This is a genomic window from Peribacillus simplex NBRC 15720 = DSM 1321, from assembly GCF_002243645.1.
GTDB lineage: Bacteria > Bacillota > Bacilli > Bacillales > DSM-1321 > Peribacillus > Peribacillus simplex.
The window spans coordinates 4,647,869-4,661,301 of record NZ_CP017704.1 but is presented as its reverse complement, the minus strand read 5'-3'; the positions used below and the strand labels follow the sequence as shown (position 1 = coordinate 4,661,301).

Annotated in this window: 12 protein-coding genes; all 12 read right to left on the bottom strand. The window is 39.9% G+C overall.

Annotated features, from left to right (window positions below; all coding sequences use genetic code 11):
• Positions 1-18: 18 nt before the first annotated feature.
• The 12 genes from BS1321_RS22555 to BS1321_RS22500 all read right to left on the bottom strand — a co-directional run bounded on the left by BS1321_RS22555 (position 19) and on the right by BS1321_RS22500 (position 13,161).
• Positions 19-729, bottom strand: a complete 711-nt coding sequence (locus BS1321_RS22555; protein WP_063233212.1) for a demethylmenaquinone methyltransferase — start codon at positions 727-729, stop codon at positions 19-21.
• Positions 730-732: 3 nt separating this feature from the next.
• A complete protein-coding gene (locus BS1321_RS22550) occupies positions 733-1,563 on the bottom strand; it encodes a heptaprenyl diphosphate synthase component 1 (protein ID WP_063233211.1) in 831 nt (276 codons plus the stop codon).
• A 247-nt stretch (positions 1,564-1,810) separates the two neighbouring features.
• Positions 1,811-2,059 (bottom strand): trp RNA-binding attenuation protein MtrB, encoded by a 249-nt coding sequence (gene mtrB, locus BS1321_RS22545; RefSeq protein ID WP_063233210.1) that lies wholly within the window; start codon positions 2,057-2,059, stop codon positions 1,811-1,813.
• Positions 2,060-2,079: 20 nt separating this feature from the next.
• Entirely contained in the window at positions 2,080-2,646 is a 567-nt protein-coding gene (gene folE / locus BS1321_RS22540; protein WP_063233209.1) for a GTP cyclohydrolase I FolE, read from the bottom strand.
• 305 nt (positions 2,647-2,951) lie between these two features.
• On the bottom strand, positions 2,952-3,224 hold the full coding sequence (locus BS1321_RS22535; protein WP_034308023.1) for an HU family DNA-binding protein: 273 nt from the start codon (positions 3,222-3,224) through the stop codon (positions 2,952-2,954).
• A gap of 504 nt (positions 3,225-3,728) precedes the next feature.
• Positions 3,729-5,207 carry a stage IV sporulation protein A gene (gene spoIVA, locus BS1321_RS22530; protein WP_034308024.1) on the bottom strand — a complete coding sequence of 493 codons (1,479 nt, stop codon included), beginning with the start codon at positions 5,205-5,207 and terminating at the stop codon, positions 3,729-3,731.
• A 232-nt stretch (positions 5,208-5,439) separates the two neighbouring features.
• Positions 5,440-6,165: a hypothetical protein gene (locus BS1321_RS22525; RefSeq protein WP_375781422.1), complete on the bottom strand. Its 726-nt coding sequence runs from the start codon at positions 6,163-6,165 to the stop codon at positions 5,440-5,442.
• 13 nt (positions 6,166-6,178) lie between these two features.
• Positions 6,179-6,376 carry a DUF2768 domain-containing protein gene (locus tag BS1321_RS22520; protein ID WP_048681698.1) on the bottom strand — a complete coding sequence of 66 codons (198 nt, stop codon included), beginning with the start codon at positions 6,374-6,376 and terminating at the stop codon, positions 6,179-6,181.
• A gap of 712 nt (positions 6,377-7,088) precedes the next feature.
• Positions 7,089-8,462, bottom strand: a complete 1,374-nt coding sequence (locus tag BS1321_RS22515) for a putrescine aminotransferase (RefSeq protein ID WP_063233207.1) — start codon at positions 8,460-8,462, stop codon at positions 7,089-7,091.
• A 308-nt stretch (positions 8,463-8,770) separates the two neighbouring features.
• Entirely contained in the window at positions 8,771-10,876 is a 2,106-nt protein-coding gene (locus BS1321_RS22510; protein ID WP_063233206.1) for a sigma 54-interacting transcriptional regulator, read from the bottom strand.
• A gap of 399 nt (positions 10,877-11,275) precedes the next feature.
• Positions 11,276-11,485, bottom strand: a complete 210-nt coding sequence (locus tag BS1321_RS22505) for a hypothetical protein (protein WP_063233205.1) — start codon at positions 11,483-11,485, stop codon at positions 11,276-11,278.
• 338 nt (positions 11,486-11,823) lie between these two features.
• Complete coding sequence (locus BS1321_RS22500) at positions 11,824-13,161, bottom strand: APC family permease (protein WP_063233204.1); 1,338 nt, start codon at positions 13,159-13,161, stop codon at positions 11,824-11,826.
• Positions 13,162-13,433: the final 272 nt, after the last annotated feature.

Below are 13,433 nucleotides of genomic sequence, written 5' to 3'. Positions count from 1 at the left end.
TGTCCATTGCTATTATGCTTATTTTGAAGGCTTGTACCCGAAATGTGTTGCTGCTACACCACCGAAATGGGCCTTGTAACTTACATTTTCCATTCCTGCCTGCTTGAACATGTTTTCAAGCTTTTTCATGCCAGGGAAATCTCGAGCTGATTCCTGCAGCCATGAGTATTCGCTATAGCTTTTTGCGAATAATTTGCCGAACATGGGCATGATGAAACGGAAATAAAAATAATAGCCCTGTTTAAAGCCAAGCATCGTTGGCTGTGAAGTATCCAGGCAAACGACCATTCCACCCGGCTTGGCTACCCGGTTTAACTCTTTAAGCACTTTCATGTAATCGGGGACATTCCGCAGCCCGAAACCGATCGTGACATAGTCAAAACTATTATCCTCAAAAGGAAGCTCCATTGCATTCCCATGCATTAGGGACACTTGATCTAGATTGAGTTCAGTCACCTTTTGTTCGCCGATTTTCAGCATGTTCTTACTAAAATCCAGACCAACAACCTTTCCTTCTGGTCCTACTTCATTAGCAAGGGCAATGGTCCAGTCCGCTGTTCCACAGCATACATCCAGTGCATGGGCGCCTTTTGGGACATTCATGATGGCCATTGTAGCCTTCCGCCATTTAAGATGCTGTTTAAAGCTGATGAGGGAATTCATCTTGTCATAATTTCCATAGATCTTTTCAAAGACATGATGAACTTTTTGCTCTTTAGACTGCTCCATGATTCACCCTTCTTTCACATATGAATTTGCTATACTCTCTGTTTGTTCCAAGATGGCCTTCACTCTTTCCAGAAGTTCATCATCCAACTTTGCCAACTTCCGCATTGAGCGCTCTACGGATTGCCTGGCATCCCTAAGGCACTTGTCGAATTGGGTGCGTACCTGCTCTTCTTTTTCCGAAATGGGGACTTCCCCACTAATCAAGTCATCAAAAGGCATTTCCCTTAGGACATCAAAAACTATCGATTGCCCCGACTTCATATAACTGCTCTTCTCGGCATGCAACCGTTTTAAAAGCAGCAGATTTTCCGATATTTCTATCCAGGCAGGCTCATTATAGTAATCCGCAAGTTTATGAATCAGCGAAGCCTCGATTGCTTTTATCGTCATTAAAAGCGTTGGTACATCATTAATGAACCCTTGTTGGTAAAGAATGATTTTATTATCATTTATTTTTTTTATCGCGCTTGAAAGTATACGGATCATATCAACATTACCTACACTGGCAAGCCCTTGATAATATAAGCCACTATAGTAATCACCGGCAAGCACTTGTAATTGACGATTTTTCAATACCTCGGGCAACTCGATTCCTTCACCTGAATTCGAGACGATTTCATGGGTATCCAGAGCTACTTGCACTAACATGGTTGAAATGATGTATTGATTCCGTTTTTCGCTTGTAACGTCCAAATCGTTAAACAATCCCCAAAGCAATATCAGTTTATCTTCGTCCAAGCTTGGCTTTTGTATATGCTTCAATAAATATGGATGTTGAGCTTTCGTTTCTATTAATCGTTTTAATTGCCTTATGTCGTCCGTTATGTTTAACAATTGAGATCACCCTTGCATCCCCGAAAGATAATTTTTTTCATACATATTGGTTTCTGTCTGTGTAAAATACACATTATTATACCATAAAAACAATCAGATGAAATGGTCAACGTTTATAAAATGAAACTTCCAAAAATAAGGAAACCATCGTCTTTTGCTCTTCAAAAAATGGATGCGGGAAATTTGCAGCTTGTTAAACGCGATATCAGATGATTGATTTACTAATTAACCATGCATTGAGAAGCTATCATTTGTCAGGTGAATTCTTTTTGGAATCACTTTCTATCTCTCCGAATGGAGTATAGACTTTTGCATGGCCCCTGATTTTAATTGCCGAGGTATGCTCCGTGAATTGTGCGATCATCACCTCACCTGAGTCAAGTTTTTCGGAGTGATGAAACTTGGTGTCCGTTCCCCTTGTCAACCCGATGACATTCACACTATCCTCAATGGCTTTGATTACGACAAAATCATTCTGAATCTTTTTTTCATTCATTTTTTCCTGCCCCCATGTCCTTAGTCTTTAATGAATGCCAGCACTTCAGCTCTAGTACGGTGATCCTTCGCAAACGTTCCCCTTACAGCTGAAGTCACTGTTTTAGATCCAGGTTTTTTTACACCCCGCATGGTCATGCACATATGTTCAGCCTCTACTACAACCATTACACCGTGAGGCTCGAGCTTTTCCATTATTGAGTCAGCAACTGTAGAAGTGATGCGCTCTTGAAGTTGCGGACGCTTCGAAACAGCCTCAACCGCCCGTGCCAATTTACTTAAGCCAGTCACTTTTCCGTTTTTCGGAATATATGCTACATGGGCTTTCCCGTAAAAAGGGACTAAATGATGTTCACATACTGAGTAAAACGGAATATCCTTTACAAGTACGAGTTCTTCATGGTCCTCTCCAAAAACAGTATCGAAATATTCCTTTGGATCCTGATTAAGTCCGGAAAAAATTTCTTCATACATTCTGGCTACACGGCCAGGAGTATCCAGCAGTCCTTCCCTCGTTGGGTCTTCCCCTACAGCCTCAAGAAGCATTTTAACCGCTTCTTCTAATTTGGCATGATCAACATTAGCCATTTTTTGTACCTCCTAAAAATCAATAATATTATGTATTCAGATAAAAAATCCAAGGCGTTGCACTCGGATATACTTAATTGCAATTATTAAAGAAGACCCATTCCCCCATACATGACGCCCTTGAAAGAAAGTTTCGTCGGAATCGGTTTTCGGATGGGTATTTCTTTGTGACGGATTTACCATCTGCAGCGTTTCTAAAATATTCACTGTCTTTTATATTATCACAGATAGAAATTAAGAAGCAAAAAAAGGGCCGCGTTTTCACGCGGCCCTTTTCGGTTAAGCACCCGTATGTAATGGTAGAATTACTTCACTGCATCTTTCAGCGCTTTACCGGGTTTGAAAGCTGGCACTTTGCTAGCTGCAATTTCGATTTCGTCACCAGTTTGTGGGTTACGGCCTTTACGTGCCGCACGTTCACGAACTTCAAAGTTACCAAAACCAATCAATTGTACTTTATCACCGTTTTTTAGAGCTTCTAAGATTGTATCAAAAACAGCATCAACAGCTTTTGTAGCGTCTTTCTTAGAAATTTCAGTTGCTGTAACAACTTCATTAATCAATTCTGTTTTGTTCATGCCATTCACCTCCTCCCAAAAGGAATCTTTATAAAAAATCATTATTACAACACTATAATAGTGATTTGATATTAGCTTCGGTCCAAAAATTTTCATTTCCTGGCAATCAAGAATTACCAAGCCGAATTAATTTCCAAATAATTCATCTAGAAATTTAAAAATAGGTTGAAATCGCTGATATAACGCGTTTTCTGTATGTAGATTATCACAAATCCTATTAGCTTAGCAAGGGAATTCAAAAAATAATGGGAATCTTTTCATTAATAATTGTATATATTATAAATTTTGTCTTTCGCTATTCATCATTTCCCTTTTTTATAGAAATTAAACTTATTATATTGCTGAAAATCGCTTAACCACAGGGTTTTTTCAAGATTATACTAAAAAACAGCAGATTATTTCAAATATTAGCGTTCATAAATGATATTTTTCTTGCGAACCTGATGTCAGTTGCATGCAAAAAGACCAATCCATAAATGGAGTTGGTCCAGCTTTTAAACGTTTTTATAAGATGATGGCAATCAATCCCCCACTGCCCTCATTAATAATCCTCTCCAGTGTTTCTTTCAATTTATAGCGCGCATTGTCTGGCATCATCGCTAATTTCACCTGTATGCCTTCCCTTACGTAGGAACTTAGGCTTCTGCCAAAAATATCGGAGTTCCAAATGGAAAGTGGATTGTCTTCGAAATCCTGCATCAGATACCGGACTAATTCCTCACTTTGCTTTTCCGTACCGATGATTGGCGAGAATTCGGATTCGACATCGACCTTGATCATATGGATGGAAGGAGCTACGGCTTTTAGCCTGACACCGAACCTGGCTCCCTGACGGATGATTTCCGGTTCATCAAGACTCATATCGTTAAGGGATGGGGCTGCGACACCATATCCAGTTTGTTTGACCATTCTCAATGCATCGGCCACCTGATCATATTCTGCTTTCGCATACGCAAAGTCCTGCATCAAAGATAACAGATGATCCTTGCCCCGAATCTCTACGCCGACAATTTCCTTCAGAATATCATCATAGAGTTCATCAGGGGCGTATAGGTCGATTTCTGCAACACCCTGCCCCATCTCAATGCCTGCAAGCGCGGCACGGTCAATGAATTCGAATTCATTGAAATGACCCACTACACGATCAACATCCCTCAGGCGTTTAATATCCTTAACGGTCTCTTTAACCGCTTCCTGGTAACTTTCCCTTAACCAATGATCCTCGCGAAGAACCATTACCCAGCTCGGGAGATTAACATTGACCTCGAGAACAGGAAATTCGTACAGGGCCTCGCGCAGTACGCTGTAAACATCCGATTCCCGCATTCCTTCGACACTCATGGCCAATACTGGGATATCATACTTTTCCTGCAGGGATTCCCTTAGTGCTACCGTATTCGGGTGGTGAGGCTGAACGGAATTGACAATCATGATAAATGGCTTGCCAACCTCCTTCAATTCTTCTACAACCCTTTCCTCGGCCTCTAAATAATCACTTCGCGGAATTTCTCCTATTGATCCATCCGTCGTAACGACTACGCCTAATGTGGAGTGATCCTGAATTACTTTGCGAGTACCGATCTCAGCCGCTTCATTGAACGGAATCGGCTCTTCATACCAAGGCGTGTGAATCATGCGGGGACCATTTTCATCTTCATACCCTTTAGCCCCAGGTATTGTATAACCGACACAATCGACTAACCGGATGTTCACGTCGAGACCTTCAGCTACTTGAATCGATGCTGCTTGGTTCGGTACGAATTTGGGTTCCGTTGTCATGATCGTCTTTCCAGCTGCACTTTGAGGCAATTCATCCTGTGCTCTGGCACGGTCCGCCTCTGAAGGAATATTCGGAATGACGACTAGCTCCATGAATTTTTTAATAAATGTGGATTTTCCAGTCCTGACGGCACCGACCACCCCCAAATATATATCGCCACCGGTCCGTTCAGCTATATCTTTAAAAATATCTACCTTTTCCAAGGTATCCCCTCCCGAATTAGAGTTTTGGGATTTCGTTTATCCATTTGCATTTATTTAGGACATTATATATCTATGATGTTGTCCTAAAAATTTATTCCAATTATTTCCCTGGTTCTATCCCTTCCTCCACCAGAAATTTTATATAAGGGTTGTTATTTTAAAAGTAAGATGAAATAAAGATAAAAGAAATAACCCTTCCCCTACAATATATTTTGCAGAAGAAGGGTTATGCCTATTTTGTAAGAAATATTGGATTATTTGTTTTTTCATCAATTGTATATGGTAATGAATAGGCAGGGACGAACTCCGAACTCTGAACCAGCAGTTCCCGGATATCATCACCTGGCTTTATTTCCCCCTCATGCTTCTTCAATGCCTCAAGTAAGTCCGGGGTATAATCAACAAAAATGCTGCCTTGACCATCGACTACAAGATATAAGTCTTTTTGTGAAAATGGGCTCGTGACCGTCGGAGCTTCCTTCAGGCCCATTTTCTCATAATCAAGCGTGAAGACATTATCGGATAACCTTTCCTTAAATGGCGGGTATCCGTTGCTTTGCTGATAAGCAGTCAATCTCAAGGAAACATCCTGAATCTTCTGCGCCATCCTGACATCCAACAGCTTTACAGTCGGATCCTTTTCAACATTAACGAGGATGTATTGAAAGACACCTCCTGATTCAAAGGCATTGTCCGGTGGTTCAGCCATATACCTCGGTGAAATCTTAGAAAATTTTATGACATATTTTTGATAAATCGGTGTAACTGCATCTTTTGTAACGATGGGCAGTATGCCGCCTTCATCTTTCTGAAATTGGTCCACTGCACTTTGGACGGATTGTATTTGCTCTTTATAAGGCAGTTGGTTTTGCATTTTTTGCTTCTCCGGATATAAGCAGCCAGATAATGATACAGAGATGCATAATAAACATAATATTTTGAAAAAATTTCTCATCATTTCTCCTCACCTATCAAGTGGTTGGCCCGCTAAGAACAACGATAAGGATGATCAAGCCGGCTAGAATCATAAGTATGTATGCGATAATTGCTGTCAAGACTCTCCAAAAACCTTTTAATTTATAGCGACTTAAGTAGATTAGAAATATGGAGATAACCATAAAGCCCATAGCTATAAAGGATATCCACATTTTTTGCAGAGCAGGTGTCATATCTTCATCACTCCTTTTTCCAGAAATTATTATAACATACCAAATTACGTTAAAGGAATTAAATCCTTGTCCAATCTGTGTAATTCCCGTTTTCATGACTTATTTTCGCGAAAAAAATTTTTGAGGTACAGGTATATAACAAGAAATATGTATAGTAATTTCCATACCTCCTCCCTCCAATCAATAAAAAAACAGCCTAAAGGCTGTTTCAACTTATAGACAAACTCGATAATAATTGAGTTTGCCTAGTTTTTTAAGGTGTTTAAAATTTGACCGTTGAAAGGAACGTAGGACACTCGCTTTCCGCAGGAGTCTCGTACCTTCCGTTCCAATCAACTTTGTTTTAACATTAAGTTAGAACTCCTTTTACCTACAGTCTTTTTAAAATAGAAGGTGAAAACTTGAGGTGATGAGGATACTCTCTAAACATGATTCTATTCAGCAAGATCAGCTTGAAATGATTACTTTAGACCAACTGGTGCAACGAACCATTTGGTTCATAAAATTGAGGCTGCCATTAATGTAAAGAAGATGACCAACTGGACTTGGCGAAGTCTAGGAATGGCCTAAATAATGGCCTTGGGGAGGTCACTATTCTCTATAACTGTTTCAAATCCAATAAAAAATCAAAAAGGTTTCGGAATGAGACCATTCCGAAACCTTTTTGTCTAAAGTCAGAAAACGCCCAAAGGCTGTTTTCTGCTTACTTAAATTAAGATTGAAGCGTCGGCAAGACCTCTTTGAACGCTTTAATGACTGTATCGACTTCATCTAACTGAATAGTCAAAGACGGCTCAATCCTGATTGTTTTGGAATTTATAAGCGTACCTGCTACCAAGATGCCTTTATCAAAGAGGGCTTTTGAGAATTCATAACCCACTTCGTCTTTATGGAACTCAATACCAATCATCAAACCTTGGCCGCGAATCTCCAAAACCTTATCTTTGTGCTCATCAGCCACTTCCCTTAACCCAATTAAGAAGTATTCACCAACTTCTGCAGCACGCTGCGGTAAGTTTTCTTCCAAAAGTACGTCGATCGTAGCAATGGCCGCAGCACAAGCTAGTGGATTTCCTCCGAATGTGGTAGTGTGCATGAATGGATTGTCGAACCAGCTTTTAAACACTTTCTCATTGGCTACGACAGCCCCTGCAGGCATTACTCCGCCGCCAAATGCTTTCGCTAAACAAATAATGTCCGGAACAACATCATATAGCTCAGAAGCGAACATTTTACCTGTACGGCCCATTCCTGTTTGCACTTCATCCAAGATCAATAACGCATCATATTCATCACATAATGCCCGAACCTGCTTTAAATAACCTTGCGGAGGAAGGATGACCCCACCTTCGCCCTGGATAGGCTCCAACAGCACAGCAGCAACATCTTCACCGACCAACGCACAACTTTCAAACGTTTTTCTCATCATATCCACATCACCGAAAGGTACATGACGCACACCTGGTATCAATGGAATGAAAGGTTTTCTGAACATTCCCTTTGCCGTTGCCGATAGTGAACCAAGACTTTTCCCATGAAATGATTTTGTCGTGGAAATAATCGTGTAACGGTCACTGTACATTTTAGCAAGCTTAAGTGCAGCCTCCACGCTCTCTGTACCGCTATTCGTAAAGAACGAGTATTTTAGATCTCCCGGCGTGATTTCGGCAAGGATCTTGGCAAGCATTGCACGTAATGGATCAAGTAAGTCCTGGCTATGAAGGGCTTGTCTTTGCAATTGATCGGTTACGGCCTTTACTACTTTAGGGTTACGATGGCCAACATTATAAATACCAAAGCCACCTAAACAATCAATATATTTTTTTCCATTTACATCCGTAAAACAGGAATCTTGATCAGACCACTCCACCGAAGCGAATTGTGTGTCTTTAGTGACCGTCTTCCGGTATTCCAAAAACCCTGGATTTACATGGTTACGGAAATTCTCGACCGTTTCTTTTGTTACCCACTGCGCATCTTCTTTTGAAATTTCTTTTTGTTCGATTAATTGAAGCACTTTTTTAATATAATCTTGGGTTGCTGATTGGTTAGCTTGAGTGTTTTTACTCTCTACGTTAATTGACATTTTATAATCTCCTTTTTTTATAACTTTAGTGGATGGTTAATTGTTAATTAAGATTGCTTCTTTATGAAACTTTGATGCTTACCTCCCTTTTTTCTTATACTTACTAATCAAGCAAGAACCATGCCAAGTTAATTAACCATTAAAATCGCATTTTTTTTGATAAATCACTCTAAAACTATGCAAATATGCATAGCGTTATTTCCCTTTGCATAATCACCCTTGGAAAATCACAAAAAAGCTTCCCAAATGCCTGCATAAAAATAAAAGCCGTTGACAAGTGATTTTCATCACTCGGCAACGGCCTTTATTCAATATGCATTTTTTTCGATTTTCTTACTCTGTTCAGCTAACACTTTTTGATACTTCCTACTCACTGACGATTGACTTATCCCGAGCGCTTTTGCCGCTTTGGTCGTAGTTTTATACTGTTTCATGGCAAGCATGATCAATTGCTCTTCGACATGATCCTGCGCTTCCTGCAGTGGAAGAATTCTCGTAATGATTGGTTTCGTTTGTTTAAAGTCACTGCCCACAGGTATGAACCTTTGAATGAAGTCAGCATCGATCATCTCTTCATCTGCAGAAACAACCAATCTTTCAATCATGTTCTGCAACTCACGAATGTTCCCCGGCCAGGTATAGACTTCCAGTATATTTAACGCATCGGGGGAAAAGTGGTAATTCCGCTGATACCTTTCATTCAGTTTTTGCAGGAAATGAAAGGCTAGCGGTGGTATATCCTCCGGCCTTTCCCTTAAAGGGGGCACATGTATGGGTATGACATTCAATCGATAGAATAAATCTTCTCTGAACGTCCCCTTCTCGACCATTTTTTCCAGACTCTTATTCGTGGCCGCAACAATTTGAACATCAATGGAAATAGGTGTAGTGCTGCCAATCGGAATCACTTCCTGTTCCTGGAGGACCCGCAGCAGCTTGACTTGCAGATGTATAGGCATGTCACCCACTTCATCAAGGAATAAAACACCTTTATTGGCCTGTTGAAAGTATCCTACCTTCCCATTTTTATCCGCTCCTGTAAAGGAACCCTTCGTATAACCAAACAATTCACTTTCGAGGAGGTTTTCGGGAATCGCCCCGCAATTTATCTTCAGGAAAGGTTGCTTGGATCGCCTGCCCATTTTATGAATGGCTTCGGCTATTACTTCTTTACCTACTCCCGACTCCCCGTTGATTAATACAGTAGATGAAAAATGTGCGATTTTCTTGACTTGGCTGATTATCTGCTCCATTTTAGGACTTGCAAAAACCAACTCTTTATAAAACTGATCCTGTTTTTTGAAAGAGTCCAGCTCTTTCCTCATTTCATTTAATTCCGATTTCAATTGTGTCGTTTCCGTTATATCCCTTGATGCAATGACTATTCGATCTATATCCCCTTTTTCATTGAACACAGGGGTGCCGACGGAAAGGACTTTCTTATTCATTTTCGTATCTTGGACAATCGATACTTTCTTTTTTTGTTCAAGGACTAACCGGGTGACCGAAGGATTAAATATCCCTTCATCTTCTAATTGCAAGAGATTCTTCCCGATATAATCTTTTAAATTCTTCCCCCAGAATCCTGAGATGATGCTGTCACTATAGCGCAGCAGCTCTCCTTTTTGATTGACTACAAGTATTTCATCATAGATATTCGCTAAAATGGCATTCAAGTCTTTATTCGAGCTTTTTATCAATTCTATTTCCATGGCCATTTCCTCAACCATCGGTAAATCCTGAACGATGATGATCAGACCTTCGACTTCTTTTTCATGGTTCAAAATCGGGCTATAGTCGACAAGCACACTCATGACATCAGTAATCTCCAGCTGATTCAGAATACTGCTCCCGCTGGCAAACACGCTATGTATATGCTGCTTATTGAAGATGCTCGCAGCAGGTTCATTAAGGACTTGTTCTGAAGGTTTTTTTATCATCTTCAAGCCTGATTCATTGAAGTTCACGATATTTTTTTCTTTATCAGCCACAAAAATCCCCATAGGAATGGAGGTTAAAATAACATTTAGCAGGTCTAAATTTTGTTTGCTGTCCTGTTTGAATAATTCAGCTAACACATCTTCCCTTTTTACATAACCGGTAAGCAAGCCATCATCCGTTTTTATCAGTACGATAGGTTCACCGATAATTTGAAACAGTAGCGGCAAGGAAATGTTAGGATGCAATTTACAGACATTATCAATCGAAAAAGCATACTGTAAAAGCTGATCGACTGTCGTTATTTTTTCATTTAACGGGAGGTCATCCATGCGGATATACGCAAACACTTGATTTTCCTTCATAAGAAAGAAGAAAGGTTCCTGTATCTCATGAATTTTTTGGTCTGAAAATGTAGGCTGATCAATTGTTATAGTTATGAATGGTCTAATTTTATCATCCGGAATAGATAACACAGTTTCACTCTCCTTTTGTAACCTAACCTATATTTTATCACAATTCCGAATTGCAAGATAAAAAATAACATGTACCATTACTCATATCCAGCATTTACCTTTATTCGTTTCACAACAAAAGGGTCCTTTAACGGACCCTTTTAACCTAAAAACCAGATATGTACCTTAGACTTATTTATAGAGAACGGTTCACCTTTTCTAATAAATTCTAATCAGGTTAGCCTTTGCTTAACCTGATTGTTATGATTCGTGGATGGTCTTTAGTCCTCGTCGCCCTTGGCTTTTTATACAGATAGGTCAGCTTTATCCATCATTACGTTTGCTAGGTTAATAAAACACTTTAAGGACCCAAGGGTATATGATTTCAAAGCTCTGCTACCGTCACTTTTACTTGTTCATTCATGTAATTTCACGGATAGATAAAACGATGAATATGACCATGAAACGCAAGGCGACGAACGTTAGTACAGCATTTGCTTTCAAAGCTATTCTCACCCCCATGACACTGATAAACGTCACAATAATCAGTAAATTCAGTATCCATGCATAAACCGGTACAAAAGGAAAAGCTGCTAAAAAGAAAATGCTGAACAACAAGTAATTGACCATCGGAATGAATAATTAATCCATCAGTATCGACTATCCTACAAGAAAACCGGCATATGTATTAATAGATCTATGCGTATACGCATATACCGAAACTGCCGAAGGAATGACTTTGCCATCAGACCATAACTGTATGCCGTGAAAAGCATCACCATTATACCGAGCTCGCAGGTTCCCGGAACCATTCCATGTGACATCTATGCAGCAATCCCATAAATGTTAAAAACCCTTGCTAACGCCAGAACGAAAAACGAATAGAACAACAGGCATGAGCATTAACGACCACTTCATTTTCTCATCAGCCATATAACAACCTCCTTCGTTTCATGAATTGAGTAGATTCACTGTGCTTCTTCAAAACGGAATAGCGGAGGGGATTCCGTAAACCATTTTGTCCGATACAGAAGATAACCAATCCCAATTACCGCCCAGACAATTCCTAAAATCAAGGAATTTATCTCGAGATTAAGCCAAAGGATGAATACCGAAGCCGCGCCTAAAACCGGGGACAGAATAGTTGAAAGAAATCCTTTAATCGTTCTGAAGCTTTTGTTTCTTATTGCATGGACGATTACGCAAATATTCACGAAGGTAAAAGCGATTAAAGCCCCAAAGTTTATGAGGGAAGCGGCCGTAACCAAATCAAGGAATAAGGCAACCATTGATATGGACCCGACAAATATGACATTAAAAAATGGCGTGTTGTATTTGGGGTGGACAAACCCAAATAGTTTTTTCGGGATCATTTGGTCACGCCCCATGACATATAGCAACCTAGAAACACTAGCATGAGATGCAAGACCGGAGGCAAGGGTACCGCATAAGGTTCCTGCAAGAAAGAAAGACTGAAATAACTTCCCGCCCACGAAAAGGGCAATTTCCGGAGAAGCTGCTTCAGGATCGCTAAAACGGGAAACATCCGGAAAAAATAACTGTGTAAAGAATGATGCCGTAACAAATAAAACCCCTCCGATAAGGGCAGTCAAAAAGATGGCCCTGGGAACCGTTTTGGATGGATTCGGTGTTTCTTCCGATAAAGTAGTGACTGCGTCAAACCCCAAGAAAGAAAAACAAAGGATTGTAGCACCAGTTATGAGCGTCGACAATTCCATATGAGGCCCGATGAATGGCTGAACCGATAAGACCTCTCCAGTCCCTTCTCCACCCATGACTCCTTTAACGACAAGTGCCACAAAAATAACGATGACCAACATTTGAAAAAAAACAAGGAAGCTATTAAAGTTGGCTGCAAAATTAACATTGAATAAGTTAATGACTGTCATTAAAAGGACAAATGCCACCACCCATATCCACGGGTATACTTCCGGAAAAAGAGCAGTTAAGTATATTTTTGTTAAAATGCCGTTCACCATAGGTAAAAATAAATAATCAAGTAACGAAGACCACCCGACAAGGAAACCTAAATGTGGATTGATCGTTTTTTGTGTGTAAGTATAGGACGAACCAGCCTGCGGATAAATTTTCACCATTTTCCCATAACTGGCTGCAGTAAATAACATCGCTAAAAGGGCAATAACATATGCGGTTGGCACATGCCCCCCCGTTTTTCCGGAAACTATCCCGAATGTATCAAAAACGACCATCGGCGTCATATATCCAACACCAAGCAATACGATATGCCATAAGTTTAAAGACCTTTTCAGTTTACCTGTTTGCATGTATCATTCCCCTTCCTTTTTTAGCGAGAAAAGTTAACCAACTTTTCTCACCTCCCTTATAATTTTTTTGGTCATATTACACTTCGCAATTTTCATACCAAAAAAAATAGTCGATTTTTAATAAAAAACAAGGAAATATGTAGAATGCTTTATGCAAATTTGAATAACTTATTCAATTATTCATAAGTTAAAAGGTACCAGATGATTTTTTGCCCATAAAAAAGCAGAAGATATCTAGATATCTTCTGCTCAATTGACTAAATCCCCCGTGC

Coding starts and splice junctions, on each gene's coding strand:
- BS1321_RS22515 (WP_063233207.1), bottom strand. CDS start 8,462: ATGTCAATTAACGTAGAGAGTAAAAACACTCAAGCTAACCAATCAGCA.
- BS1321_RS22500 (WP_063233204.1), bottom strand. CDS start 13,161: ATGCAAACAGGTAAACTGAAAAGGTCTTTAAACTTATGGCATATCGTA.
- folE (WP_063233209.1), bottom strand. CDS start 2,646: ATGGCTAATGTTGATCATGCCAAATTAGAAGAAGCGGTTAAAATGCTT.
- BS1321_RS22535 (WP_034308023.1), bottom strand. CDS start 3,224: ATGAACAAAACAGAATTGATTAATGAAGTTGTTACAGCAACTGAAATT.
- mtrB (WP_063233210.1), bottom strand. CDS start 2,059: ATGAATGAAAAAAAGATTCAGAATGATTTTGTCGTAATCAAAGCCATT.
- BS1321_RS22520 (WP_048681698.1), bottom strand. CDS start 6,376: ATGACACCTGCTCTGCAAAAAATGTGGATATCCTTTATAGCTATGGGC.
- BS1321_RS22505 (WP_063233205.1), bottom strand. CDS start 11,485: ATGGTCAATTACTTGTTGTTCAGCATTTTCTTTTTAGCAGCTTTTCCT.
- BS1321_RS22555 (WP_063233212.1), bottom strand. CDS start 729: ATGGAGCAGTCTAAAGAGCAAAAAGTTCATCATGTCTTTGAAAAGATC.
- BS1321_RS22525 (WP_375781422.1), bottom strand. CDS start 6,165: ATGATGAGAAATTTTTTCAAAATATTATGTTTATTATGCATCTCTGTA.